Here is a 25,258-nt window from a genome sequence, read left to right on the forward strand (position 1 = left end):
CTGTACCGGCCGCTGGTGCGGGTCAGCCACTACCTGCGGCTGCGCCGGGCGCTGCGCGCCGGCGGCCCGCTGCTGGTGCACGACTGCGGGACGCTGCCGTGGGTCCGCGGCTGGCTGGCCCGCAGCGCCGCCCGGCAGGGCCGCCGGCTGCACCTGGTGCTGCTGGACGCCAGCCCCGCCGAGGCGGCCGCCGGTCAGCGCGAGCGCGGCCGCGGGGTGTCGGCGTACGCCTTCGCCCGGCACCGCCACGCCACCGGCCGGCTGCGGGAGCGGCTGGCCGGGGCGGGCGGGCCGCCGGCCGGCTGCGCCTCAGCGGTGGTACTGGACCGGGCCGGGGCGCTGGACCTCCAGGACATCGACTTCGCGGGCTGAGCCCCGCTCAGCGGCCGTGCACCTCGAGGAAGGTGCGCACGGCCGACTCCAGCGCCCCCTCGATCCAGGCGGGCTTCAGGCTGGTGTGCTCGCCCGCGAAGTGCACCCGGCCCTCGGGGGTGCGGGCCGCGGGGTGCAGCTCGTGGAGCTGGCCGGGGGTGAACATGACCGCCTCGCCGAGCGCGTAGCGGGCCCGGGCCCAGGACTGGGTGACGCCGACGCCGGTGAACTCGCTGCGCACCTTGGGCCCGAACAGCCGCTCGAGGTCGTCGAGGGCGAAGGCGTAGCGCTCGCCGGGGGTCAGCGAGTCCCAGCGCATCGCATCGTCGGACCAGGTGTAGGAGGCCAGCACCACCCCGCCCGCCGAGCCCTCGGGGGCGTGCGAGGGGAAGTAGGTGAAGCGGCTGGCGCTGTCGGAGACGCAGCCTCCGCCGGTGAAGCCGGTCGGCCCCTCCTCCCAGAACCGGGTCCTGAACTCCAGCAGCACCTTGGTGGCCGAGTCGTAGTGCAGTTCGCCGACCGCCCGCCGCTTCGGGTACGACATCAGCGGCTCGACGGTGCAGAACCGCAGGGCGCTGAACGGGATGGTGACGATGGCGTAGTCGCCCTCGAACACCTCGGTCGGGGCGGTCGGCGCGCCGTCGCAGGACTCCTCGTCGCCGGTCTCGGCGCAGGTCTCGATCCGCACCCCGGTGTCGCTCTGCACCAGCCGGGTCATCCGGCGGCCCATCCGCAGGTCGTTGCGGAGCGGGGCGGCAAGCGCCTCGGTGAGGACGTCGGTGCCGCCCTCCAGCTCCCAGTAGCGGTTGTCGGGCCTGATCACGGCGTGGTCGATCAGGGTCGGGACGATCGAGTAGTGCAGCCGGGAGGTGAGGTTCTCCAGGGTGCCGGCGGCCTGGATCCGGTTCTGGTCCCAGCCGGCCTCCTCGACCAGGTAGCGGTGGGTGGAGTAGCCGTCGTAGCGGCGGAAGATCTCGGTCCAGGCGGCCAGCTTCTCCTGGACGGAGGCGTCGGCGGGCACGCTGACCTTCGCGAAGGCGCGGTCGACGGCGGCGGAGGCGGTGGTGTCCAGCTCGGTGCTGAACGAGCGGTTCACCGCGCCGGGGCTGCGGGCGTAGTCGGCCCGGGTGGAGTGCTCGCCGTTGACCGCGATCCTGGTCCGGAAGGTGGCGGCCGGCGCCTTGAAGCCGTCGTCGGCGGGGCCGTTGGTCCAGGTCTCGCCGGTGAACGAGCGGTGCACCACCGCGGGCGTGCGGCCGGCCGGCTGCTCGCCGGGGGTGATGTCGGCGTTGTAGAACAGCCGGCGCCGGAGCCCGAGCTTGTCGGCGAGGGCGAGCACCAGCGGGTGGAAGTCCGGCAGGCGCATCGCGCCGGCCTCGGCGTGCAGCTTCGGGTCGGTGAACATGCCGCGGAAGGTCTTCCCCCGGCCGCCGACCCGGCTGCCGTTGGCTTCGATCACCACCACCTGGTGCCCGGCCTGCCTGAGCAGGGTCGCCGCGGTCAGGCCGGCGATGCCGGCGCCCACGACCAGGACCTTCTTCTGCGGTGCGCGGGCCGGCAGCCTGCCGTCGATCAGGATCTTCAGGTACTCGAGGGTCAGGTCGGTCTTCTCGTCGTCGCCGACCATCAGCATCTTGCGGGCGAGGTCGCGGGCGGTCGCCGGGTCCGCGCCGCCGGTGGCGGCGGCCGTGCGCGGCGCTTCGAGGGCGGTGCGGCCCGCGAAGCCGGCGGCGCCGGCCACTGCCGCCGCTGCGGCGGCGGAGCCGATGACCACGCGGCGGCCGAGCCGGGGTCCGGTGCGGCCGGGCTCGGTTCCGTCGGGCGGCTGGGTGGTGGACTGTTCCATGGATACTCCGTCAGTCATGTGGTCCGGCAACACCTGGGCCAACTGGAGCAGTCCGTTCCGGGCACGCCCGGCCGGTGGTTTTCACCCTCCCGGTGGGTGATCCCGGCGCCTGTCACCCGACCGGGCGCGGCGGACAGGGTGAGCCGGCCGCGCGCCGCCCGGCGGGCCCGCCGCGGCTCGCTACTGTGTCGCCCATGCCCACCCCCCACCCCCTGCGCGGGCCGCGCGCGCGTCGGCTCGCCGACCGTCTGACCGCGCAGTACCGCATCCCGATCGAGCCGCAGTACGACCCGGGCAGCCGCCGGTGGACGCTGCGCTGGTACGACGGGCCGCCGCTGGCCGCGGTCCGGGCCGCCCTCGGCCGGCACGGGCCGGAGGCCGAGCAGCTGCTGGTCCGCCGTGACCTCACCACCCGGGCACTGGCCCTGGCCGCGATCCGGGAGACCAGGGCCGGCGCGATGCACCGCTGGGTCGGCAGCTGGGGCCAGCGCTACCACCTGGAGCAGGTGCTGGCCGACCGGCCGTTCCCGGACCGGGCGGACAGCCCGCGGGAGGCCGCGATGCTGGAGCGGCTGCTGCAGGCCGCCACCGCCGAGCACGGACGCTGGAGCCACCCGGACGAGAACAAGGCGTTCGAGCTGGTCGCCCGGGACGGCGTCGCCTGGCTGCTCCCGGACGACCGGCTGGCCGGCCCGCAGGACCGCGACGGACTGGCGCTCGGCCCGCTGGAGTACCTGACGGCCCGCTACGCCACCGGCGTGCACCGCACGGCCTGGGAGACCGCGCTGGCCACCATGCCGCTGCGGGCCGCGGTGACCGCCGCCCGCGACGACGGCGCGCCGACCCCGGACGCTGCCCGCGCCGCCCTCGCACTGCTGCCCGCGCTGCGCTCCGAGCTGACCGCCGACCTGGACCGCACCCAGGACCGGCTGAACCGCGCCGCGGCCCCGGCCTGACGCCCGGGGTGACACGCGGGGTGACGCCCGGGGGGAGGCCCGGCCACCGTGGTCCGGGCCGCCGTCACAGGCCCGCGTCCCGGGCCAGCAGGGCGGCCTGCACCCGGTTGTCGCAGCCGAGTTTGGCCAGGATCCGGCTGACGTAGGTCTTCACGGTGGCCTCGCTCATGTGCAGCCGGGCGCCGGCGTCCGCGTTGGACAGGCCCTCGCCGAGCAGGTCGACCACCTGGCGCTCGCGCTCGGTGCGGACCGCGAGGCGGCTGCGGGCCGCCTCGCCGCGGGCGCCGGCCGAGCCGGCCGCCAGGCTGTCGACGATGTGCCGGGTGGCGGCGGGCGACAGGAAGGCGTGGCCGGTGGCGGCGGCCCGGACGGCCTGGATCAGTTCGGCGGGGGCGGTGTCCTTGAGCAGGAACCCGGCGCCGCCGCCGCTGATCGCGCGCAGCACGTTGTCGCGTTCGCCGAAGGTGGTGAGGATCAGCGCCCGGGCGCCGGGCGCGGCCCTGGGCAGTTCGGCGAGCGCGCTCAGACCGTCGAGCACCGGCATCTGGATGTCCAGCAGCACCACGTCGACCGCGTGGGTCCGGGCGAGTTCGAGAGCCTGGCGGCCGTCGGCGGCCTCCGCCACCACCTCGATGTCCTCGGCCGAGCCGAGGATGAGCCGGATGCCGGCCCGGATGAGCGGCTCGTCGTCGGCCACGAGGACCCTGATCACGGCGGTCTCCTGTGCTACCCGGGGTGCGGACCCCTACACCTTCGCACGGTAGTGCTGTTTGTCGATCAGCAGGCCGTCCCGGAAGCAGAACCGGACCACGTCCTGGGTGTCGAGGTCGGTGTTGCCGTCGTCGGTGCCGAACCACCGGCAGTCGGCGTCCGGCGGCACCGGCGGGCCGCTGTCCCGGTAGCCGTTGGTGAGCCACTCGGCGCCGGGCGGCAGCATCCCGAGCACCTCGTCCTCGGGGGTCTGCGGCTGGATCGAGTCGTACAGCGCGACCGGGACGGTGGAGTCCTGCACCGAGTCCGCGAACTTGACGCCGGCCCAGCCGACCACGGCCACCGAGACCAGCAGCACCACGGCCGCGGTGACCGCGCAGCCCACCACCGGTCCGCGGCCCGTGGACGGCAGCGGCTCGGCCGGCGGCAGCCAGGGGTCGCCCTGGTCGGCGGGCGCCCGGCCGCCGCTGTCGTACGGCAGCAGCCCGGCCAGCCGGTAGCCGCCGTCGGGGGCGGCGCCCGCGTGGACGATCCCGCCGAGCAGGCGGGCCCGTTCGCGCAGGCCGGTCAGGCCCTGGCCGCCGCTGACGGCGCCCGAGGGGGCGGCGGCCGGCCCGTTGGCCACCTCGACGACCAGGGTGTCGGGCTCGTACCGCAGGGTCACCGTGATCGGCGCGCCCGGCGCGTGCTTGTGAGCGTTGGTCAGGCCCTCCTGGACGATCCGGTAGGCGCCGTGGCCGGTGGCGGCGGCCAGCGGGCGCGGCTCGCCGTCGCGGCGCAGTGTGACGGTGGCGCCGGCCGCGCGGGAGGCGTCGGTGAGCCGCTCGACCGTGTCGATGCCGCCGGCCTCGGGCAGTGAGTCGTCGCGCAGCAGGCCGACCACCTCGCGCAGTTCCCGCATGGCGCCGGTGGCGGCCTGCCGGAGCACCCCGACGGCCTCGCGCTGGCCTCCGGTGAGGGTGCGGTCCACCTCCAGGGCGCCGGTGTGCACGGCTATCAGGGCGAGTTGGTGGCCGAGGCTGTCGTGCATGTCCTGGGCGATCCGGTGGCGTTCGCGCAGCCGGGCCTGGTGGGCCACCATGTGGCGCTCGCGCAGCAGTTGCTGGTTGCGTTCCTGGAGCGCGCCGAGCAGGGTGCGGCGCTGCGCCAGGTAGCGGCTGATCACGGCGGGCAGGACGGCCAGCATCATGAAGCTGACCACCACGAGGGCCAGCTCGGCCAGCACCGGCAGCCCGGCGGGGTCCAGCCGGTACGACAGGCCGCCGAGGATCAGCAGTGCCGCGGTGAAGAACGCGGTCAGCGGCGCGGGGCGCAGGATCCGCCGTCCGGCCGACCAGCCGGCGAACACCAGGGCGGGCACGAAGCCGGCCGGTCCGGTGACCGCGGCCGACGCCAGGACCAGCACCGTCCCGGGCAGGCCCCGGCGCAGCAGGTAGAGCACGGCGGTGCCGAGCCCGACGGCGGCCATGTGCAGCGGCCGGGTGCCGTCCAGGTTCTCCAGCCCGCCGGCGAGCAGGGCGAGCGCGGCCGCGGCGACCCCTTCGCGGACCAACAGCCGGCGGGTCCACGGGCCGGGCAGGGCGCGCGCCAGCAGGGCGCGCGGCGTCGGCGGGCCGGGGAGCGCGCGCAGGCGTGCCAGGGCCGGACGGGTGATCGATCTCGGGGTCACGGGGACCGAGGGTAGCGGGGCCGGTCCGGCGGGCGCTGCCGCGGTTGGTCGCGGTCGGCCCGCGACGAAAGTCGCTGCTGCCGGTCAGTCCCGGCGGGCGAGCAGCAGGGCGACGTCGTCGGCGCGGTGGGAGGCGTGGCGGGCGTCGCCGACCAGCCGGTCGGCGAGGGCTTCCAGGGTGAGGCCGCGGGTGTGGGCGAGCGCGGTGCGCAGCCGGTCGATGCCCTGCTCGATCGGGGCTCCGGGCTCCTCGACCAGGCCGTCGGTGTAGAGCGCGAGGACGGCGCCGGGCGGCAGCACGAACTCGGTGACCGGGAAGTGCACCGAGCGGTCGATGCCGAGCAGCGGGCCGCCCTCGAGTTCCAGGACCTCGGCCGGTCCGTCGGGGTGGCGCAGCAGCGGGGGCAGGTGCCCGGCGCGGACGCCCTGGGTGCGTCCGTCGGCGGGGTCGAGCCGCAGCAGGCAGCAGCTCGCGAGCAGGCCCGCGTCGAGGTCGAGGAGCAGCTGGTTGGTGCGGGTGAGTACCTCGTCGGGGGCACTGCCGCTGCTGACGAAGGCGCGGACGGCGCTGCGCAGCTGTCCCATGGTGGCGGCGGCGCCGACGTTGTGGCCCTCGACGTCGCCGATCACCAGGCACAGGCCCTCCGGGGTGGTCACGGCGTCGTACCAGTCGCCGCCGATCTCCATGCCCTGGGTGCCGGGCAGGTAGCGGGCGGCGGTGGTCAGGCCGGGCACGGTGGGCAGCCGGTGCGGCAGCAGGGCCTGCTGGAGGCCGCGGGCGAGGGCGAACTCGGCGTCGTAGAGGCGGGCCCGCTCCAGGGCCTGGGCGATCAGGCCGCCGAGCGCGGTGAGCACGGACCGCTCCTCGGCGGTGAACACCCGCTGGTGGTCGAAGCCGATGATACAGCTGCCGACGGGGTGGCCGGAGGCGATCAGCGGGAGGAAGGCCCAGGCCTTCATCTCGTCCCTGGGGATGCCGGGGTAGGCGGCGACCAGTTCGTCCGGCGAGGAGAAGAAGATCGGGGCGCCGCTGCTGAACACCTCGGTGCCGGGCAGCCGGGAGCGGATCGGTATGCCTTCGAAGGAGTCCAGGAACCCGGTCGGGTAGCCGCTCTGGGCGACCAGGTGCATCCGGCCGCTGCGGGCCAGGTAGAGGGCGAGTTCCTGGCCGCCGAAGCCGGGCAGGATCTGGTCGATCACGGAGGCCGAGACCTCGCGCACGGTGACGGCCTCGGTGAGTGCGCTGGCCAGCTGGAGCAGGTGGTAGAAGGCGCCGGGCCGGGGCGGGGTGGCGGGCGGGGCCTCGGGCAGTTCGTCGAGGTGCTGGCCGCTGGGGGCGGCCGGGACGACCCGGCCGGTGACGCCGTACGCGTCGGGGTAGAGCGAGAACGCCAGCCAGTGGTCGGGCGGGCGGCGGGCGAGGAAGGCGGTGGGCTGCTGGGAGACCATGGCGGCGCGGTAGCGGTCCTCGTAGACCGGGTCGGTCAGCCACGGCAGCGCCTCCCAGGGGAGGCGGCCGATCAGCTGGACCCGGGGGGAGCCGAGGTGCATCTCGGCGCTGCGGTTGACGTAGGCGACCCGGCCGTCGGGGTGGAGGGCGAAGACCCCGTCGCGCAGCCGTTCGACGGCCGCGGCGGCGGCCGAGCCGGCCGTGCTGTCGAGCACGGTGACCACCAGGTGGGCGGAGCCTTCGGGGACCCGGCCGCGCAGCTCCAGGGTCCGGTAGCCGCCGCTGTGGTCGCGGACCTGGACCTGGCGGCTGAACGGTCCCGCGCCGCGGACGGCGGCCCGGGCGGCGGTGCGCAGCGGCCGGACGTCCTCCGGGGCGAGCCGGGCGACCAGGGTGGCCCAGCGGCCGTCGAACTCGGCCGGGCCGAGTCCGAGGATCCGGGTCAGTTCGCTGTCGGCGCGCAGCCGGCCGGTGGCCGGTTCCCAGTCCAGGCTGCCGATCAGGGTCGCGCTGTCGGTGGGCGCCGGCGGGCGCAGGACCTTCGGTTCGCGGCCGGCCGCCAGTTCGTCGCCGTGGGCGGCGAGGCCCGCGGCGAGGCGGTTGGCGGCGGTGCGCAGCGGGCGTCTGGTGCCGGGCGGGGGTCCGCCGGCCGAGCCGGGCCACAGCAGGGCGAGCGCGCCGAAGCTCTGGCCGTCCGCGGCGAGCGGCACCCAGGCGCTGGCGTAGGAGTAGGGCAGGCCGACGGCCAGCCGGGGGAACCTGCGCATGGTCTCGTCGGCGTCGCCGAGCAGGATGGTTCGGCCGGTGCGGTAGGCCTCGGCGGGGGGCAGCGGGGCGGCGACCGGGATCCGGCGCAGCACGTCCAGCAGGTGCAGCGGGACGCCGACCACGGTGTTGATCATCAGCGAGCGGCGGTCGGGTGAGCGGAGGTAGACCAGTCCGCCGTAGGCGGAGGTGCTCCGGACGGCGCGCAGCAGGGAGTCGGCGAGCAGCCGGTCGACGGCGTCCCGCCAGGGTGGCCGGGCGCCGGACACCCGGCTCGCTCCGGTCCGGTCGGTGGAAGGCGGCGGGCCGTGCTGGTCCGCCGGCACACCCTGTCGCATGTTCTTCTCTGTACGCCGCACGGACGGGGGGTGTCAAACCGGGGCAAGCTGGACAGGCCGGGGTGGACGGCGCGGCGGACGGGCCGCCCTCCACCCTCCGCGACCGCCACCGGGACCCGCCATCGCGCCCCGCTCCGTGCCGTCCGTCCCGTCCCGCGGCCTCGAGCCTCGGCCATCCGGGCCACACCGGAGCGGCGCCCGGTTCACCGGGGATTCACCCGGGGATCATCCGCCGGTATGACGGTCCGATCATCCGCTCGTCGCCGCACCCTGGTCGGCTGCGCCGCCCTGCTGCTCGCCTCCACCGCCTGCGCCGCGCTGCCCGACGGCGACGACCGCACCACCGCCGCCGCGCCCGAGCGCCGGCACTCCGGCGACCCGCTGCCGCCGGCCGCCCGGCCCGTGGTCGTCCTCCCCGGCCGGGCGCTCCAGGAGGAGGACAGCGCCCAGGCCGCCGAGGCCCGCCAGGCGTCGGCCCGCGGCGAGGCGCTGGCCACCGCGCAGCGCTGGGGACTGGCCGCGCTGCCACTGGCCGCCCCGCCGCCCCCGCCCGCCAAGCCGGAGCTGACCGCCGGGCCGCACGTCAAGGTGCAGGACGGCGCACCGCCGGTGGTCTACCGGGTCCCCACCGACCGGCCCGTGGTCTTCCTGACCATCGACGACGGCGCCGAGAAGGACCCCGAACTGCTGCGGATGCTGGCCGACCTGCGGGTCCCGGTCAGCGTCTTCCTCTCCGACTACCTGGCCCGCGCGGACTACGGCTACTTCCGCCGGCTGCACGCCCAGGGGGTCACCATCAACAACCACACCATCGACCACCCCGACCTGCGCACCCTGGCGGCCGACCGGCAGCAGCAGGAGATCTGCGGGCAGCAGGACCGGCTGGAGGAGGAGATCGGCACCCGGCCCACCCTGTTCCGGCCGCCGTACGGCGAGTACACCGACGTCAGCCTGCGGACCGCGGCCGGCTGCGGGATCACCGCCGTCCCGCTGTGGAACGAGGAGGCATTCCCCGACCACATGGACTACCGCTACGACGACCGGCGGCTGCACGCCGGGGACATCATCCTGACCCACTTCCGCGGCCCCTCGCTGTGGAACGGCGACATGACCCAGATGCTCCGCCGGGTGATCGACACCGCCACCGCGCAGGGCTTCGCGCTGGCCCGCCTGGACGACTACCTGTAGCCGGTCGCGTCCAGCATCCGGAACCGACCGCCCCGCGGCCGCCCGACGTGATCGACTGGTGCCTCTTCCCCCGGAAGGAGGCACCCGTGCTGCCCTCTGTCGACGGACTGGTGTTCGCCCCGGTCGGCCCCGCCGAGCACGGCGAGGTCGACGGCTCGACCCGCTTCGCCTACCGCGAGCAGGACGGCGTGGTCTGGGCCTCGTACGCCGGCGGCGAGATCGTGCACGGCCGGCTGGTCGGCACCCGCGCCGGGGACACCCTGAAGTTCCGGTACGTGCAGCTCAACCGCGGTGGCGAGACCGCGGGCGGACACTGCGTCAGCCTGCTGAGCCGGCTGCCCGACGGCCGGCTGCGGCTGGACGAGACCTGGCGCTGGGAGTCCCGCGGGGGCAGCGGCACCAGCGCGGTCGAGGAGGTCCTGCCGGACCCCCGGCGGAGCGCCCCCGACGCGATGTTGACCGGCCGGTAACTCCTCCCTATGCTCGGCGCACGCCGGCCGCCGCCCGCCTCGGGCCGCCCGGCGGGACACCGTCGTCCCCCGGCCCGGCCGGCCTCTGGAAGGATCCCCGGATCAGCGCCCCGACCACCCCACGGACCGTCAGCCGCCGCCGCCTGCTGACCTATCTGGTGGCCGCCCCCGCGCTCGCCGTGGGCGCCCGCCTCGCCGACCCCGACCAGGCCGCCGCACTGCCCGGCGTCCCGGACGTGCTGGACCTCGGCGAGGCGCTGATCCTGGCCGGGCTGCCCACCGCGCACCTGCTGGTGCTGGAGGTCACCGAAGCCGGCCGGGTGGTGCTCGAACTCCCGCGCGCCGAGGTCGGCCAGGGCCTGACCACCGCGATCGCGATGCTGGTCGCCGACGAGCTCGACGCCCGGCTCGCCGACGTCGACGTCCCGCTCTCCAAGGCCCGCCCCGAGCTGCTGTTCAACCAGCTGACCGGCGCCTCCAACTCGGTGCGCTCGCTGTACGACCCGGTCCGCGCCGCCGCCGCGGCCGCCCGCGCCCGGCTGGTCACCGCCGCCGCCCGGCGCTGGGGCGTGCCCGCCGCCACCCTGCGCACCCAGGACGGCGCCGTCCTCGCACCGGACGGACGCAGCGCCTCGTACGGCTCGCTGACCGTCGCGGCGGCCGGGGTGGTGGTGCCGGAGGTGCCCACCACACCGAAGCCCGCCGAGCGGCGGACCCTGGTCGGCCGCCCGACCGGACGGATCGACGCCCGCGACCTGGTCACCGGAAAGGCCAGGTACGCCGGCGACCTCCAGGTGCCCGGCGCGGTGCCGACCGTGATCGCCCGGCCGCCGACCATCAACGGCACGGTCCGCTCCTACGACGCCGCCGCGGCCCTGGCGATGCCCGGGGTGCTGGCCGCGGTACAGGTGCCGAGCGGCATCGCGGTGCTCGCCGAGACCTTCGACCAGGCGCTGAAGGCCAAGGCCGCACTGACCGTCGACTGGCGGCCCGGACCGGTGGCCGCGCTGTCCGACCGGGACATCCGGGCCAAACTGAAGGCCGCCCAACCACCCTTCCTGGTACCGCCGTTGCTCACCCTGACGGTAGACGCCGAGTTCGACTTCGCGTTCGTCGGCCACGCGCCGATGGAGGTGCTCACGGCGGTCGCCGACGTCCGCCCCGACCGGGCCGAACTCTGGTGCGCCGTGCAGGCGCCGATCGTCGCCCAGCAGACCATCGCCGCCGAACTCGGCCTCCCGCAGGACGCCGTGACGGTCAACGTGGTCCGGGCCGGCGGCTCGTTCGGGCGCCGGCTGTTCTTCGACTGCGCACTGGAGGCCGCCCAGGTCTCCCGAGCCGCCGGACGGCCCGTCAAGCTGATGTGGACCCGCAACGACGACACCCGGCACGGCCGGATGCGCCCCGCCAGCCACCACCGAATCCGCGCCACCCACGCCCTCGGCCAGGTCCTCACCTACGAGCACCGGGTCGCCACCGTGCAGACCGACTTCCGGCACGGCCTCGGCGAGGCGCTCACCGCGGCCGGCTTCGGGGTGCAACTCGGCGGACTCAGCCTGTCCCAGGCGTTCTTCCTGCTCACCGAGAAGCTCCCCTACGACCTGGGGGTGTCCACCCAACTGCTGGCCGAGGTGCCGCTCGAGATGCACACCGGCAGCTGGCGCTCGGTCTACTCCGGGCTGGTCCGGGTCGCCGACGAGATCATGGTCGACGAGCTGGCCCGCACCCTCGGCCAGGACCCGGTCGCCTTCCGGCGCGCCCGGCTGGGCAGCGCCCGCGGGCGGTCCGTCCTCGACCGCGCCGCCGAGGCCGGGCAGTGGGGCCGCGCGATGGCCCCCGGACACGCCCAGGGCCTCGCCTTCCACGACGAACACGGCTCCGCCGCCGCCTGCCTGGTCGAGCTCGACGCGACCGACCGGGCCAACCCGCGGGTCACCAAGGCCGTGATGGTCGCCGACGTCGGACTGCCCGTCAACCCGCGCGGCCTGGAGGCCCAGCTGATGGGCGCCGTGATGGACGGCATCTCGGTGACCCTGCAGGCCGGACTGCACATCGACGCCGGCGCCGTCCGCGAGGGCAGCTTCGCCGACTTCCACTACGCCCGGCAGCGGCACAGCCCCACCGACCTGCAGATCCACCTGATGCCGCCGAACGGCGAACCGGGCGGCGCCGGCGAACTCGGCGTGCCCGCGGCGGCCGCCGCCGTCGCCAACGCCTGGGCCCGGGCCACCGGGACCTCGCCGCGCAGCTTCCCGATCAACTTCTGAGGGGTCCCCGCCCGTGCCCAGCCACACCTTCGTCCTGAACGGCGCACCCGTCACCGTCGAGGCACCCGCCGACATGCCCCTGCTCTGGGTGCTGCGCGACAAGCTCGGCGTCACCGGGCCGAAGTACGGCTGCGGGGTCGGCGTCTGCCGCGCCTGCACCAGCCACCTGGACGGCGCCGAGATCCAGCCGTGCGTGGTCCCGGTCGCCGACTGCGCGGGCCGCGAGGTCACCACCATCGAGGGCCTGGCGGACGGCGACACCCTGCACCCCGTACAACAGGCCTGGCTGGACTGCGACGTCGCGCAGTGCGGCTTCTGCCAGCCCGGCCAGATCATGACCGCCGTCGCACTGCTGCGCCGCACCGCCCACCCCACCGACGCGGACATCGACCGGATCGAGAACGTCTGCCGCTGCGGCACCTACGTCCGGATCCGCGAAGCCATCAAGAAAGCCGCCGCCAACGGTGCCTGACCGGCCGTCAGGCGATCTTGTGCGAGCACCGGCGATGATCTACAAACGACCCCGTCCGCGGCACGGCGCCGCGGACGGAACGGGGACCCCAGCAGATTCGCCACCATCGGCACCGCACTGCTCGGCGACGACCCGGCCGCCGGCAGCGCCTTCGACACCGAGCACTTCGGCTTCACCCCGCTGGTGGACCTCGGCTGGTACATCGGCCTGCACCACCCCGAGCACCCGCGCTACGTCATCGACCCGGTGCAGCGCGGCCACGAGGCGATGCCGGCCTCGTTCCGCGGCCTGCCGACCGGCGGCCTGTGCCTGGCCTTCCTGGTCGAGGAGGCCGCGCAGCGTGACGAGCCGTGGGGGCAGCGCCGGTTCAACGTCCTCGGCCCCGAGGGCGTCCTGATCGAGGTGGTGCAGCCCATCGCCCCCGGCCCCGAATGGCTCGCCCGGCAGACGGCCGGCACCCCGGCCTGAGCCCTGTGGCCTGTGGCCTGAGCACGCCGGTCCGAGCGCGCCGGCCCGAGCGCCGTGGATAGGATCCACCGCGACGTCCCCGACCGCAGGAGGGCTGGCGCCATGGCCGCGACCGCTCCGCTGTACCTCGTCCTTCCCGGCTACCAGGGCTCCGGACCCGGGCACTGGCAGACCCGGTGGGAACGGGAGCGGCCGGACCGCTTCCACCGGGTCGAGCAGGCCGACTGGGACCACCCGCTGGTCGGCGACTGGGTGGCCGCCCTGGACGCGGCGGTCACCGCCGCCGGACGCCCGGTGGTGCTGGTCGCCCACAGCCTCGGCTGCGTCACGGTGGCGCACTGGGCGGGCGGCGCGCCCGCATCGGCGGCCTCGGTGATGGGCGCCCTGCTGGTCGCACCCGCCGACATCGACACCGCCGAGGTACCGGAGCTGGTCAACTTCCGCCCCGTCCCGCAGCGTCCGCTGCCCTTCCCGAGCACGGTCGTCTCCGGCAGCGACGACCCCTGGTGCACACCGGACCGGGCCCGCGCATTCGCCGCCGCCTGGGGCGCACACTTCGTCGACCTCGGCCCGTACGGGCACATCAACGCCGACTCCGGGCTCGGGTCCTGGCCCGCGGGGCGCGCCCTGCTGGCCGACCTCGGGGAGCCGGGCCGGGCGGTTCAGGCGTAGTAGGAGGCGACGCCCGGCTGGCCGGTGAAGTTGGGCCCGGCCGCCGGGTCCGCCCCCAGGTACTCGAACGCGAAGCGGAGCTCCCGGTGGCCGTCCAGCGTCAGCAGGTGACGGCGCGGGCGGTACGCGAAGCCGGCGGCCCGCAGCGCAGCCAGGACCGGACGGGCGGCGCTGCCGCCGTCGGCCCGGCGCACCGAGGCCGGGTCGAACTGGGCGGCGAACAGGCCGTCGGGGTTCAGCCAGCCGGCCGCCCGGGCGAGCAGCCCGAGCTTGTCGCCGAGGTAGTGCAGGCCGTGCACACAGGTGATCAGGTCGTAGCGGCGGGCCGGCGTCCAGTCGGCGAGGCTCGCGGTGACCAGGTCGACGGCGGGCGAGACCGGGACCTGCCCGAGCGGGCCGACCAGGTCCACCCCGGTCAGCACGGCGTCCTCGGGCAGCCGGCCGGCCGCCGCGAACAGCGCCCGCGCCTCACCGCTGCACAGGTCCAGCCAGCTCACCGGGCCGGACCTGGCGAGCAGCCAGGCGGCCGGGTCGAAGCCAAGTTCGCGGGCGTAGCTGTTGACGCCGGTGAGGGTCCGCTCCCGGTTCATGGTCCGGTTGGCGACCACCGGGGAGCGTTCGAGGTCCGCGTCGGGGTGCAGGATGGCCATGGCGATCACGATAGGACTTGCCCGGACCGCCCGTGCCCACCGGGTCGGAGGCCTTCGGCGAGCGGCCGCACGACCGCACCGCCGCACGACCGGCAGGCCGGTCAGCCGGACCAGGCGAGGCGGACCGCGAGGAAGGCCACCAGGCCGTAGCCCAGCGCGTAGGTGGCCTGCCGGGCCCGCCCGCCCAGGCGGGCCACGCCGAACGCCCCCGCCGCCGCGACCAGCTGCTGCCACAGCACCGAGGCGGCGAACACCCCCGCGACGAAGACCGCGCCCGTCGCGCCGCCCCTCAGGCTGCTCCCCCGGGCGGCCGTGAGCGCGGTGAAGTACAGCGCGGTGGCCGGGTTGACCACGGTGAGCAGCCCGAACCGCAGGAAGCTGCGCGCCGCCGAACCGTCCCCCGTGGCCGGCCCGGCCCCGTCGGCGGTGGCCGCGCCCGCGCCGCGCAGCGACAGCAGCCCGCGGACCGCGATCACCGCGAGCAGGGCGGCCGACACCAGCCGCACCCAGCCTCCGGCACCCGCGAGCAGCCGGGCCACCTGCGGTCCGAGCAGCACCGCGACCGCCGCGTAGAGCGCGTCCACCAGCGCCACCGCGAGCGCGCCGCCCGCCGCCGGCCGCCAGCCGCGGCCGCCCTCCTGGAGCAGCAGCACGCCGATCGCACCGACCGGTACCGCCACGCCCAGACCGGCCACCGCACCGTCGGCGGCCGTCGTCATGAAGGATCCGAACATCGCGCCAGGGTGACGCACACCCCGGGCCCGGTGCACCTGCTTTTCCCGCGGACCTGCCCCGCCGGGCGGCCGGTCGGCTAGGGTCCCTCTCCAGGCCGCGTCCGGCGGCACGGACCGGTTCCGAAAGATTCGGAGCGATTTCTGTTATCGGCGGGCGGCCGCCGGATCTCCCAATACGTGAGGGAAACACCGGGAAGGCTGGCACAGAGGTGAACCGAGCAGTGGAGACCGACCGCAACCTGGACGGCGGCCGCACGGCGGCGCTGGTCGGCCGGGCGAGGAGCGGCGACCGGCAGGCGACCGCCGAGCTGCTCGCCGCGCACCTCTCGCTGGTCTACAACATCGTCGGGCGGGCGCTGGCCGGGCACCCCGACACCGACGACGTGGTGCAGGAGACCATGCTGCGGGCCGTGGACGGCCTGCCCGGTCTGCGGGACCCGGCCGGGTTCCGCTCCTGGCTGGTGGCCATCGCCATGAACCAGATCCGCCGCCGCTACCGCGACGCCGTCCCGGCGGGGGCGGACGGTCTGTACGAGGCGTACGAGGTGCCGGATCCGGCCGCCGACTTCGTCGGGCTGACCATCGTCCGGCTGGGCCTGTCCGAGCAGCGCCGCGAGGTCGCCGAGGCCACCCGCTGGCTGGACGAGCAGGAGCGGGAGCTGCTGGCGCTGTGGTGGCTGGAGGCCGCGGGCGAGCTGACCCGCGCCGAACTGGCCGCCGCCGCGGAGCTCTCCCCCCAGCACGCCGCCGTGCGGGTGCAGCGGGTGAAGGAGCAGTTGGAGACCGCCCGGGTGGTGGTCCGCGCGCTCGCCGCGCCGCAGCCGTGCTGGCAGCTGGCCGAGCTGACGATGCACTGGGACGGCATACCGAGCGCGCTGTGGCGCAAGCGGTTCGCCCGGCACGCCCGCGAGTGCGGGTACTGCTCGCAGGCCCGGCACGGACTGGTCCCGGCCGAGGGGCTGCTGGCCGGTCTCGCCATGGTGCCGCTGCCGGCCGGGTACGCAGACCAGCTCGGGCTCGGGCCGCTGGTCGACCTCGGGCACGGGGCCGGCCACGGCCCGTACGACGGCGGCCACGGGTCCGGCGGGTCCGGTTCGGCCGGCGGGCGGGGTGCCCACCGGCGGGCCGGGAGCCGGCGCCGGGCCAGGCCGAGGAGCGGCGCGCCGATGAAGGTGCTCGGCGCGGCCGTACTGACGGCGGCGGTCGCCGGACTGACCGCGAGTGTGATGCCGGGCTCGTCGCCGAACACCGACGCCGCCCAGGAGCCCACGGCCGCCACCCGGCTCGACACGGCGGGCGAGGCCACCCCGAGCCAGGAGCCGTCGGCCAGCCAGCCGGCCTCGCCGTCCGCGTCGGCGCCGACCAGCACCTCCCCGAGCCCCTCGGCCGCACCGAGCAGCGCCGCGCCGTCGCCCGCGCCGGTGAAGACCACCCCCGCGCCGAAGCCGAGCGCGACGGCCGCGGTGCCGCCCGCCTCCCCGCCGAGCGCGGACACCGTCCAGCAGGTGATCGACCTGGTGAACGCGGAGCGCGCGAAGGCGGGCTGCGGTCCCGTCAAGGCCAGCACCAAGCTGCAGGAGGCGGCCCAGAAGCACTCTGACGACATGGCCGCCCGCGGGTTCTTCGACCACACCAACCCGGACGGCGCGGGGCCGCAGCAGCGGATCGACGCGACCGGGTACAAGTGGAACACCTGGGGCGAGAACATCGCCCGCGGCCAGCGCGACGCCGCGGCCGTGATGGACGCCTGGATGCACAGCGAGGGGCACCGGGCCAACATCCTCAACTGCGCGTTCACCGAGCTCGGCGTCGGGGTGCACACCGGCACCGGCGGGCCCTGGTGGACCCAGGACTTCGGCAAGCCCGCCTGACCGGCGGTGCCCTCCGCCCCGGTGGCGGCCCGGCCGTGGGGCCGGTCCGCCACCGGGAGCCGGGCGCTCAGGCCGCCCGGGCGACCAGCGTCATCGGCAGGTGGTCCGGGTGCGGCATCGCCGCCATCGCCTCGCCCGTGACGTGGCCTGGCACCGGCCGCAGCCGCCAGCGGCTCAGCACGGTGGCCAGGGTGATGGTCATCTCCGCCTTCGCGAAGGCGTCGCCGATGCACTGCCGGGAACCGGCGCCGAACGGGATGAACGCCTCCCGCGGCAGGCCGGCCCGTCGCTCCGGCAGCCAGCGGTCCGGGTCGAAGCGGTCCGGGTCGGCGTAGACGGCCGGATCCCGGTGCACCGCGTACAGGCTGAACGCGACCTCGGTGCCCGCGGGAACGGTCGCCCCGCCGAGCCGCACCGGCGCGAGCGCCCGCCGCATCAGCAGGGTGACCCCGTGCAGCCGGACCGCCTCGTCCAGCACCTGGCGGGTGTAGGTGAGCTTGGCGACGTCCTCGAAGGTGACCGGCCGGTCGCCGACCACGGTGTCGATCTCCTCCAGCAGCCGGGCCTCGGCCTCGGGGTGGTGGGCGAGCTCGTGGAACGTCCAGGCCAGGGTGGAGCCGACGGTCTCGGTGCCGGCGAACAGGATGGTGACCAGTTCGTCGCGGACCTCGACGTCGTTCAGTGCGGCACCGGTGTCGGCGTCCCGGGCGGCCAGCAGGGTCGACAGCAGGTCGGCCCGGCTCTCGTGGTCACCGCCGGACCTGCGGGTGGCCGCGATCACCTCGTCGATGACCGAGCGCAGCCGGGCCGCGGCGGCGTCGAAGCGGCGGTTCGGCGCGATCGGCAGGCGGTCCAGGAACTGCGGGGAGACGGCCCGCAGCAGCATGTTCTTCAGGATGACCGGCACGTCGCGGCGGACCGCCTCGATGGCGGGCCGGCCGATGTCGGCGGAGAACATGGTCGCCGCCAGGGTGGCCACCGAGAACTCGCCCATCACCTGCTCGACCGCGATCCGCCGGTCCGGTTCCCAGCCCGCCACCAGTTCCTGCGCCTGACGGCTGATGGTCTCGCAGTAGCCGGCGATCCTCCGGTGGTGGAACGAAGGCTGCATCAGCCGCCGGTGCGGCAGGTGGACCTTGTTGGTCGCCGTCGCCAGGCCGTCGCCGACCATCGGGCGCATCCGGTCGAACAGCCGGCCCTTCTCGAAGCTGGTGCCGTGTGTGACCATCACGGCGTGCGCCAGTCGGGCGCTGGTGACGAAGACGACGGGCAGGGTGCCCAGGTCGACCCGGACCACCTCGCCCTCGCCGGTCAGTGATTTCACGAACCCCAGCGGGTCGCGCCACAGCGGCCAGACATGGCCGAGCAGCGGAAGCCCTCCGGGCGCGCGCGGGATCGACTGCAGTTCGGCTGCCACCCCGGCACTCCTTTCCGGATGATGTCTGTGGGGGATGTCCCGGGGCGCCGGCGGCGTCCCGGGCGGCGCCGGGTCAGGCGGTACGGCGGGCCGCGGTGGGGCGCAGCTCGTAGACCGGGGAACGGCGGGCCGGGGCGGCCGCCGGCAGGGCGTCCTCGCGGGGCAGCAGGTCCCACCACCAGGCGACGGCGGGGATGTCCAGCGGCTCCGGGCTGCTGTCGGTGGGGGTGTCGCGGAAGACCGCCGGCAGGTCGGCCGGGTCGTCGGGGGTGGTGTACCGGCGGGAGCTGATGCCCCAGTCCTGGGCGCCGCGGATGAACGCCTCCAGGCTGGCGAGGTAGCGGCGCAGCTGCGGGCTGCCGGTGCGGCGCAGGTCCGCGCAGAGGCGGACGAACAGGCACAGCACCCGGTCCCGTTGGGCGATGGCGCGCTCGACGGCCTCCTCGGTGGAGATGCCGTGGGCGTGCTCCAGCACCCGGATGGCGTTCAGGTAGTAGCCGCCGGTGCGGCTCTCCTTGTGGTGCGAGAACAGGTCGTTGTCCCAGCAGATGACGAAGTACGCCATCTCGGCGGCGGCCCGGACGCTGGTGCGGTCGCGTTCGTGGGGCTGGAGCTCGTAGCCGTGGCCCATCTCCAGCAGCGGCAGGACCACCGAGGTGGCGCCGTCGTAGATCCGCATCAGGGTGTAGTCGTTGAGGTCGGGGACGGTGCCCTGGCTGCGGTGCTCGGCCTCCCAGACCACCGAGAGGAAGTACTCGCGCAGTGCGTCCACCCAGCGGGCCACCTGTCCGGCGGTGCCGTGCTCGGATATTCGGGCCCGCAGGTCCCGCAGGCCGCCGGCGAGCGCGTCGTCCAGCAGCATGGGCGCTTCGGGGTTCTGAGCCACTCTCAGGAGTCTGGACAGTGCGCCGAGGAGTTCGCCCGGTCGTCTGCTGAGGTCGCCCTCCTCGCAGTAGCCGTCGTCGACGCCGAACAGCCAGATCACGAAGTCGGCGAGGATCTCGACGACCTCCTCCCGCCCTTCGGGAAGAATCCGTGCGGCGAATGTGCCAATATTGTGGTCCACCAGATGGCTGCGCAGTTCGGGCGAACCTATCGCGAACTTGCCTGCCCAGCCTGCGGTGTGCCGGTCGACGGCCTCGTGTCGGGGGTGGATGGCTGCTCGGTAGGGGGAGTAGATCGGCGGTACCGCCGTCAGCCCGCGCGCCATCGAAATCTCGGTCAACTTATGGCTCTCCCAGTCCGCTCGGGTGCCGGGCACGCCCCCGTACGGCCGGCCGAAATGGATCACGTAAGAACACCGGCACATGGCATCCCGCGTCAAGGGCTGCGACCCGCCAATTGACCAGAACCTGCCAATGGACTGGCTGGATCACGACCCCCGCACCCGCTGCTACCAGCAGGTACGGGGGCCGGTCCGGTCAGCGGCCCCGCAGCCTGGCGGTGAGCACGCTCCACCAGTGCCGACGCGGCTCCTGAGGGGCCGTCGCCCGATCGTCCGTCATGGGCTGTGCCTCGAAGGACGCCTCGAACTGCCCCTCGAGCCGTCCCTCGGGCTGCCGCCGGCCCGTCGGTGCGCCCGGCGCCGGGACGGTGGCCGGCTCCACGAGGGGTGCCGCCGTGGCAGCCTTCGGCCGGCGGGCGGTGAACTCGACCGGCAGTTCGGCCAGGTGGCGCGACAACCAGGCCGAGTTCCAGCGCAGTTCGTCCTCGGACACGGCCAGCCGCAGGTCCGGCAGCCGGGCCAGCAGGGTGTCGATCCCGGCCTCGGCGATGGCCCGGCCGACGTCCTGGCCCGGGCACTCGTGCGGACCGCTGCTGAACGCCAGGTGCGAGCGGTTCCCGTACAGCGGTTCGTCGAGATCCGGCCGGATCTGCGGGTCGACATTGCCCGCCGCCAGGCCCAGCAGCAGCATGTCGCCGGCCCGGATCCGGCGGCCGCCGAGCTCGGTGTCGCCGGTGGCCCAGCGGCCGGGGACGGCCGACAGCGGCGGCGAGTCCCACAGCACCTGGTCCAGCGCGTCCGGCAGGGTCATGTGACCACCCGACAGATTGGCTCGGAAACGACGGTCGGTGAGCACCATCCGCAGGGTGTCCGCGATCAGGTTGACCGTGGTCTCGTTCGCGGCCACCAGGATCAGCCGCAGGTGCTCCATCACCTCCTCGTCGTCCAGCCCGGCCTCGTGGTGCAGCAGCCAGGACGGCAGGTCGGCGCCGGGCGCGGTGTGCTTGCGCTGGACCAGCTGACGCAGCGTCGCCACCACGTACTCGTTGCTGGCGACCGCGGTCTCGGTGCCCTTCATGAGGTCCCGGGCCGCCTCCACCAGGCGCGGACCGTACTCCTCGGGCATCCCCAGCAGCTGGGTCATCACCAGCATCGGCAGGTGCTCGGCGAACTGGCTGACCAGGTCCGCCGTCCCCGCCGCCGCGAAGCCGTCGATCAACTGGCCGGCGAAGCGGGTGACATGGCGGCGGACCCCGCGCCGGTCGAACATCTCCAGGCTGTCGGTGACCGCGCCGCGCAGCCGCTTGTGCTCGGCACCGTCCGCGAACACGCACAGCGGCTGCCAGCCGACCATCGGCAGCAGCGGGGAGTCCGGCGCCACCTGGTTGTGCTGGAACGCCGTCCAGCGGCGGGAGTCCCGGGAGAACCGGGACGGGGTGCGGGCCACGTCCAGGTTCTCCCGGTGCCCCAGCACCAGCCACGCGGGCAGGTCGCCGTGGAGCAGGACGGGCGCCACCGGGCCGTGCTCGGCCCGCAGCTTCTCGTACAGGCCGGACGGGTCGGCCTCGGCCTCGGGGCCGTACAGCCTGCGTATGCCGTCGGGGCCGAGGCCGTGCGCCGGGCACCCGGGGGGCGGGGTGAGGGCGTGGTCGGCAGGGACTGGGGAGGTCACGGTCTCTCCGGATTGGTGAGCGAGTAGAGGTAGCGCATAAGTGACATCAGGACATCGCGTCCGGACTCACGTCTGCGGGCGTCGCACCCGACTATCGGCACCTCGGCCGGCAGGTCCAGTGCGGCGCGGAGCTCCTCGACGGGGTAGGAGGGCGACTCCGGGAAGGTGTTGACGGCCACTACGAACGGCACGCCGCGCTCCTCCAGCCGCCCGATCACGTCGAAGCTGACCTCGAGGCGACGGGTGTCGACCAGCACGACGGCGCCGAGCGCGCCCTCGAACAGGCCGTTCCACAGGAACCAGAACCGCTGCTGGCCAGGGGTACCGAAGAGGTACAGCACCAGCTCGTCGTTGATGCTGATCCGGCCGAAGTCCATCGCGACCGTGGTCGCGGTCTTCCGCTCGACACCCGCGTTGTCGTCGACGTCGGCACCGGCCTGCGTCATCGTCTCCTCGGTGGTCAGCGGACGGATCTCGCTGACGGCACCGACCAGGGTCGTCTTGCCGACCCCGAACCCGCCCACGATGACCACCTTGACGGCGGTGGCGGCCGAGGCGGGGAGTATGTCCTCGCTCCGCGGCCCCGCGAACGGGCCCGGGGCGACGACCGTGTCAGAGCTTTTGAAGTCCATGCATCACCGCCTCAATCAGGGCACGGTCGGGAAGAAGGGCCTTGGGAACGGGGGCGCGTGCCTCCACCCGCTTGTCCGCCAGCAGGTCGGCGATCAGCACGGTGGTCGCGCTCATCGGCAGCCTCAGGTACGCGGAGACCTCCGCGACGGACAGCGGGTAGTGGCACATCCGCAGGATCGCCGCGTGCTCGGGCTGCATCGACGGATGCGGCTCGGCACGCGCGACGATCAGGGTGACCAGGTCGAGCGCCGCCCGCTGGGATAAGCCTCCGCGGCCCCTGGTGATGACGTACAGCCGCTCGGGGTCACCCTCGTCCCACTCCTGGTCCGGGTCACTCATGCGTCCTGCTCGCCGTTGCGCGGCGGGGTGCTCAGATGGCCGCCGATCCGGGCCACCAGGTCGCGCATCCGCTGGCCCATCAGGCCCGCGTCGACCCCCTCGTCGGCCAGCACCGCGAGGTAGGCCCGGGCGCCCGCCGCCATCAGGTAGAAGAAGCCGCCGCCCATCTCGATCACCACCAGCCGCATCCGGCCGTCCCCGTGCGGGAACTCGGTGGCGACCGCGCCCGCCAGGCTCTGCAGACCGGCGCAGGCCGCCGCCAGGCGGTCGGCGGTGTCGGTGTCGGTCCCGTACTGCGCCATCCGCAGGCCGTCCGAGGAGAGCACCACCACGTGCCGCGTCTGCGGGACGCTGTCCGCCAGATCCTTGAGCATCCAGTCCATGTTGGCCCGCTGCTGAATCACTGCTCACCCTTACCTGACGACTGGTCACTTTCTCGGCCCACCGGCACGGTGTCCGACCCCGGGCCGTTCACCCCGCTCTGGAAGGCGGCCAACCACATACCGGGCTGCGTCGCACCGGCATCCGGCTCGGCGGCCCGCGGGGCGACGACGGCCACCGGGGCGGGGCCGGCCACGACGGCACCGGGGGCGCTGCGACGGCGGCGCTGCGGCAGCCCGTTGGCGGTCCGCTCGCTCACCTCGAACGTCTCCTCCTCGCCCGACAGTGCGGGAACGGCGGCGTGGCGGGGACCGGCCACCCTGGCAGGTGCCGGGGCGGCGGCCGCCACGGCCGGACGGGGGCCGGAGGCGGCACCGATACCGTGCGCCCGCCCGGTCGCCGGCGCGGTGGTGATCAGCTCCTGCGGCACGATCAGCACCGCCCGCACACCGCCGTAGGCCGACGGCCGCAGCGAGACCTGGAAGCCGTACGCCTGCGCGAGCCGGCCGACCACCGCGAGACCCAGCCGGGGCGTCTCACCGAGGTCGTTCAGGTCGATGCCGGCCTGCGCCTCCTTGAGCATCCGCTCGGCGCGGGCCCGGCCCTCCTCGCTCAGGCTCAGGCCGCCGTCCTCGATCTCGACGGCGATGCCGGTCTGCACCTCGACCGCGGTCAGGTGCACCCGGGTCTGCGGCGGCGAGTAGCGGGTCGCGTTGTCGAGCAGCTCGGCCAGCGCGTGGATCAGCGGCTCGACGGCCGGGCCCACCACGGCGACCTCGGAGACCGGGTGCAGGTCGACCCGCTGGTAGTCCAGGATCCGCGAGACGGCGCCGCGCAGCACGCTGTAGAGCGGCACCGGACGGCTCCACTGGCGGCCCGGACGGGCGCCGCCGAGCACCGCGATGGAGTCCGCCAGGCGGCCCACCAGCGCGTTGCCGTGGTCGAGTTGGAGCAGGTCCTCGAAGACCGCCGGGTCGTTGCCGTGCCGGTCCTCCATCTCGCGCAGGTCCTGTGCCTGACGGTGCACGATGGCCTGCACCCGGCGGGCGATGTTCACGAACGCCCGCTGGGCGGACTCGCGCAGGCCCTCCTCGGCGTCGACCGCCTCGAGCACCGAGCGCAGCACCGCCTGCCGGGCTGCCTGGAACTCCGGAGTGACCGAGCCGTCGTACAGCTCGGCGCCCCTGAGCACGTCCTCGACGAACTCGCCCTGCTGCAGCCGCGCCACCGCCTGCGGCAGCAGCGAGGCGGCCAACTGGGCGGTCTGCGCCTCCTGCTGGGCCAGCCGCTGACGCAGCTCGGTCTCCTGCCGCCGGCCGGTGTCGCGCAGCGCGGCCAGTGCGCGGCCGCGCCGGGCCGCCTCGGCCGCCACCAGGGCCACCGCCAGGGTGGCCACCGCGCCGCACAGGGCGACGGCGGTCCGTGCCGCGGGGTCGACCACCGACGTCGCGACGGCCGCGGCCGCCACCACTACCGCCGTGGGAAGGAGCCAACCGAGAACCGGAGCTGGGCGCCGGTCTCCGGGTGACGATCCAGCACGAAGCATCAGCGTCCTCAAACGATCGAAAGGTTATGGAACGACGAGCGAAACGGGCCGTCAGCAGCTCGGCCGACGGAGGTGTCGCCCGACCCGGGTCCCGGGTGCGACCGTGCCGACCGGGTGCCATTGGTGCAGCACGCTGGGCCGGGAGCAGCATAGCCGGTTCTTCGGATCATCCTGACACTGCCTCAACAAGGCCTGGAATTATCCGTCTTGTCGCGCCGAGGACTCACCTGCGGAGATGCGGCGGGTCGTGGACAGAGCATCGCCTGTCATGGACCCGTCGAGCGCCGCAAACCATTATGTCCTACCGGCGTTCCACCATGCCCTCCTTTCAGCTTTCGCGGGGAACCTTCACACGGCCTTGGCACGGCATTAGCGGGACCTTTCCGCCCGGCACCCGGCGGTGGGGCCGATGATGACGGCCAATCAGAGGACGGCCAGGACTCGGTCAGCCCACGGAGCATCCGTGCGGCAGAACGCCACCGGGGCGGTCACCGTCCGTCCGGGCCTTCACTCTGGCCGCCCGGGCCCGGCCGTTCCGGACCGATCCGGACCGATCACCGGCCGACCGACCCGGGCCCTGCCCGGGATGCGCGAGGGGCGGGTTGTGCGCGGCGACCGGCGGATGCTGGCGGCCGCACGCCCCCGACGGTTCGGCCCCGCTCGGCGGACGGCCACCTCCTCCCCTTGGCCCGCGCCCCCTTCGTACGGACGGTCGCGTGGCGTACCGGCATCCGCATCCGCTCGTCGCCCTGCACGCCCGCGTCCGCGTCCGCGTCCGCCCGGCCGGGACTCGCTCGGCGCGTCCGGCCCGGCCCGTCCTCCGGGGGCGGCTTGCCGGTGGGCCACGCGTGACAGCCGGCCGCCTCACCGGATGCCCGGCCTTCGGGTCGCGGACCGATGGAGGCCCGGCCCCGAAGTCTCTCTCCGCCATGGCGGGATGACGCCTGGTCGGGACCGCTCGGTGCGGCCGGTGAGGCCTGCGGTGCGGTCTGCGGTGCGGTCTGCAGTGACAGGAACCCGTCCCGACGGCGCGGGCAAGGCCCGGATCTTCCAGCTTCCTCATCGATCGTCCTCCGTCCTCTCCCGGTTCGGGAGCACCGGATCGTCTGCGTACCGTCGCAATCCCTACCGTCGTTTCCGGGGTCT

21 protein-coding genes and 1 pseudogene are annotated in these 25,258 nt (G+C 74.8%); 9 read left to right on the top strand and 13 right to left on the bottom strand.

All coding sequences use genetic code 11. The features are described from left to right. Positions 1-372 (top strand): annotated as a pseudogene (locus AA75_RS44815) (ATP-binding protein); the annotation flags it as partial. 7 nt (positions 373-379) lie between these two features. Here AA75_RS44815 and AA75_RS20115 read toward each other — a convergent pair. Further along, positions 380-2,218: an FAD-dependent oxidoreductase gene (locus tag AA75_RS20115; RefSeq protein ID WP_051812844.1), complete on the bottom strand. Its 1,839-nt coding sequence runs from the start codon at positions 2,216-2,218 to the stop codon at positions 380-382. Between the two features lie 194 nt (positions 2,219-2,412). Here AA75_RS20115 and AA75_RS20120 point away from each other — a divergent pair, with 194 nt between their 5' ends. Then, on the top strand, positions 2,413-3,174 hold the full coding sequence (locus tag AA75_RS20120) for a hypothetical protein (RefSeq protein WP_033821518.1): 762 nt from the start codon (positions 2,413-2,415) through the stop codon (positions 3,172-3,174). 64 nt (positions 3,175-3,238) lie between these two features. Here the strand turns inward: AA75_RS20120 and AA75_RS20125 are convergent, their stop codons facing one another. The 3 genes from AA75_RS20125 to AA75_RS20135 all read right to left on the bottom strand — a co-directional run bounded on the left by AA75_RS20125 (position 3,239) and on the right by AA75_RS20135 (position 8,107). Continuing rightward, positions 3,239-3,886: a response regulator transcription factor gene (locus AA75_RS20125; protein WP_033821519.1), complete on the bottom strand. Its 648-nt coding sequence runs from the start codon at positions 3,884-3,886 to the stop codon at positions 3,239-3,241. A gap of 33 nt (positions 3,887-3,919) precedes the next feature. Further along, positions 3,920-5,554 carry a sensor histidine kinase gene (locus AA75_RS20130; RefSeq protein ID WP_051812846.1) on the bottom strand — a complete coding sequence of 545 codons (1,635 nt, stop codon included), beginning with the start codon at positions 5,552-5,554 and terminating at the stop codon, positions 3,920-3,922. Between the two features lie 84 nt (positions 5,555-5,638). Next, entirely contained in the window at positions 5,639-8,107 is a 2,469-nt protein-coding gene (locus tag AA75_RS20135; protein WP_051812848.1) for a SpoIIE family protein phosphatase, read from the bottom strand. 237 nt (positions 8,108-8,344) lie between these two features. On the opposite strand from AA75_RS20135, the gene AA75_RS20140 reads away from it, so the two are divergent. The 6 genes from AA75_RS20140 (at position 8,345) to AA75_RS20165 (ending at position 13,644) form a co-directional block, all read left to right on the top strand. Then, positions 8,345-9,295, top strand: a complete 951-nt coding sequence (locus AA75_RS20140) for a polysaccharide deacetylase family protein (RefSeq protein WP_033821521.1) — start codon at positions 8,345-8,347, stop codon at positions 9,293-9,295. Positions 9,296-9,381: 86 nt separating this feature from the next. Then, complete coding sequence (locus tag AA75_RS20145; RefSeq protein WP_051812860.1) at positions 9,382-9,765, top strand: hypothetical protein; 384 nt, start codon at positions 9,382-9,384, stop codon at positions 9,763-9,765. Between the two features lie 158 nt (positions 9,766-9,923). Continuing rightward, positions 9,924-12,032 carry a molybdopterin cofactor-binding domain-containing protein gene (locus AA75_RS20150; protein ID WP_233289104.1) on the top strand — a complete coding sequence of 703 codons (2,109 nt, stop codon included), beginning with the start codon at positions 9,924-9,926 and terminating at the stop codon, positions 12,030-12,032. A 13-nt stretch (positions 12,033-12,045) separates the two neighbouring features. Continuing rightward, positions 12,046-12,504: a (2Fe-2S)-binding protein gene (locus tag AA75_RS20155; RefSeq protein ID WP_033821522.1), complete on the top strand. Its 459-nt coding sequence runs from the start codon at positions 12,046-12,048 to the stop codon at positions 12,502-12,504. 183 nt (positions 12,505-12,687) lie between these two features. Beyond that, a complete protein-coding gene (locus AA75_RS20160; protein WP_051812849.1) occupies positions 12,688-12,972 on the top strand; it encodes a hypothetical protein in 285 nt (94 codons plus the stop codon). A 102-nt stretch (positions 12,973-13,074) separates the two neighbouring features. After that, positions 13,075-13,644 (top strand): alpha/beta hydrolase, encoded by a 570-nt coding sequence (locus tag AA75_RS20165; protein WP_033821524.1) that lies wholly within the window; start codon positions 13,075-13,077, stop codon positions 13,642-13,644. Here AA75_RS20165 and AA75_RS20170 read toward each other — a convergent pair. Then, positions 13,635-14,294: a trans-aconitate 2-methyltransferase gene (locus AA75_RS20170; RefSeq protein ID WP_033821538.1), complete on the bottom strand. Its 660-nt coding sequence runs from the start codon at positions 14,292-14,294 to the stop codon at positions 13,635-13,637. The genes AA75_RS20165 and AA75_RS20170 overlap by 10 nt on opposite strands. A gap of 101 nt (positions 14,295-14,395) precedes the next feature. Continuing rightward, complete coding sequence (locus tag AA75_RS20175; protein ID WP_051812851.1) at positions 14,396-15,028, bottom strand: hypothetical protein; 633 nt, start codon at positions 15,026-15,028, stop codon at positions 14,396-14,398. 209 nt (positions 15,029-15,237) lie between these two features. On the opposite strand from AA75_RS20175, the gene AA75_RS20180 reads away from it, so the two are divergent. Beyond that, complete coding sequence (locus AA75_RS20180; RefSeq protein ID WP_233289105.1) at positions 15,238-16,899, top strand: sigma-70 family RNA polymerase sigma factor; 1,662 nt, start codon at positions 15,238-15,240, stop codon at positions 16,897-16,899. A 67-nt stretch (positions 16,900-16,966) separates the two neighbouring features. Here AA75_RS20180 and AA75_RS20185 read toward each other — a convergent pair whose 3' ends face one another. The 7 genes from AA75_RS20185 to AA75_RS20215 all read right to left on the bottom strand — a co-directional run bounded on the left by AA75_RS20185 (position 16,967) and on the right by AA75_RS20215 (position 24,112). Next, positions 16,967-18,316: a cytochrome P450 gene (locus tag AA75_RS20185; RefSeq protein WP_233289106.1), complete on the bottom strand. Its 1,350-nt coding sequence runs from the start codon at positions 18,314-18,316 to the stop codon at positions 16,967-16,969. A 73-nt stretch (positions 18,317-18,389) separates the two neighbouring features. After that, entirely contained in the window at positions 18,390-19,526 is a 1,137-nt protein-coding gene (locus AA75_RS20190; RefSeq protein WP_033821525.1) for a selina-4(15),7(11)-diene synthase, read from the bottom strand. 211 nt (positions 19,527-19,737) lie between these two features. Beyond that, a complete protein-coding gene (locus tag AA75_RS20195; protein ID WP_051812853.1) occupies positions 19,738-21,213 on the bottom strand; it encodes a cytochrome P450 in 1,476 nt (491 codons plus the stop codon). After that, positions 21,210-21,845 carry an ATP/GTP-binding protein gene (locus tag AA75_RS20200; protein WP_033821526.1) on the bottom strand — a complete coding sequence of 212 codons (636 nt, stop codon included), beginning with the start codon at positions 21,843-21,845 and terminating at the stop codon, positions 21,210-21,212. Before AA75_RS20200 ends, AA75_RS20195 begins: the two co-directional genes overlap by 4 nt. Further along, positions 21,826-22,185, bottom strand: coding sequence for a DUF742 domain-containing protein (locus AA75_RS20205; RefSeq protein ID WP_033821527.1), 360 nt, complete (start codon positions 22,183-22,185; stop codon positions 21,826-21,828). Before AA75_RS20205 ends, AA75_RS20200 begins: the two co-directional genes overlap by 20 nt. Next, on the bottom strand, positions 22,182-22,589 hold the full coding sequence (locus AA75_RS20210) for a roadblock/LC7 domain-containing protein (protein WP_033821528.1): 408 nt from the start codon (positions 22,587-22,589) through the stop codon (positions 22,182-22,184). The genes AA75_RS20205 and AA75_RS20210 overlap by 4 nt, the downstream gene beginning before the upstream one ends. Next, positions 22,586-24,112 carry a sensor histidine kinase KdpD gene (locus tag AA75_RS20215; RefSeq protein ID WP_033821529.1) on the bottom strand — a complete coding sequence of 509 codons (1,527 nt, stop codon included), beginning with the start codon at positions 24,110-24,112 and terminating at the stop codon, positions 22,586-22,588. The genes AA75_RS20210 and AA75_RS20215 overlap by 4 nt, the downstream gene beginning before the upstream one ends. Positions 24,113-25,258 lie beyond the last annotated feature (1,146 nt).

Source organism: Kitasatospora sp. MBT63, assembly GCF_000710465.2.
GTDB lineage: Bacteria > Actinomycetota > Actinomycetes > Streptomycetales > Streptomycetaceae > Kitasatospora.

Bases quoted from the DNA above. Each gene is read 5' to 3' on its own strand.
- AA75_RS20165 (WP_033821524.1), top strand. From the start codon at position 13,075: ATGGCCGCGACCGCTCCGCTGTACCTCGTCCTTCCCGGCTACCAGGGC.
- AA75_RS20200 (WP_033821526.1), bottom strand. From the start codon at position 21,845: ATGGACTTCAAAAGCTCTGACACGGTCGTCGCCCCGGGCCCGTTCGCG.
- AA75_RS20190 (WP_033821525.1), bottom strand. From the start codon at position 19,526: ATGGCGCGCGGGCTGACGGCGGTACCGCCGATCTACTCCCCCTACCGA.
- AA75_RS20135 (WP_051812848.1), bottom strand. From the start codon at position 8,107: ATGCGACAGGGTGTGCCGGCGGACCAGCACGGCCCGCCGCCTTCCACC.
- AA75_RS20120 (WP_033821518.1), top strand. From the start codon at position 2,413: ATGCCCACCCCCCACCCCCTGCGCGGGCCGCGCGCGCGTCGGCTCGCC.
- AA75_RS20205 (WP_033821527.1), bottom strand. From the start codon at position 22,185: ATGAGTGACCCGGACCAGGAGTGGGACGAGGGTGACCCCGAGCGGCTG.
- AA75_RS20175 (WP_051812851.1), bottom strand. From the start codon at position 15,028: ATGTTCGGATCCTTCATGACGACGGCCGCCGACGGTGCGGTGGCCGGT.
- AA75_RS20170 (WP_033821538.1), bottom strand. From the start codon at position 14,294: ATGGCCATCCTGCACCCCGACGCGGACCTCGAACGCTCCCCGGTGGTC.
- AA75_RS20115 (WP_051812844.1), bottom strand. From the start codon at position 2,218: ATGGAACAGTCCACCACCCAGCCGCCCGACGGAACCGAGCCCGGCCGC.
- AA75_RS20215 (WP_033821529.1), bottom strand. From the start codon at position 24,112: ATGCTTCGTGCTGGATCGTCACCCGGAGACCGGCGCCCAGCTCCGGTT.
- AA75_RS20140 (WP_033821521.1), top strand. From the start codon at position 8,345: ATGACGGTCCGATCATCCGCTCGTCGCCGCACCCTGGTCGGCTGCGCC.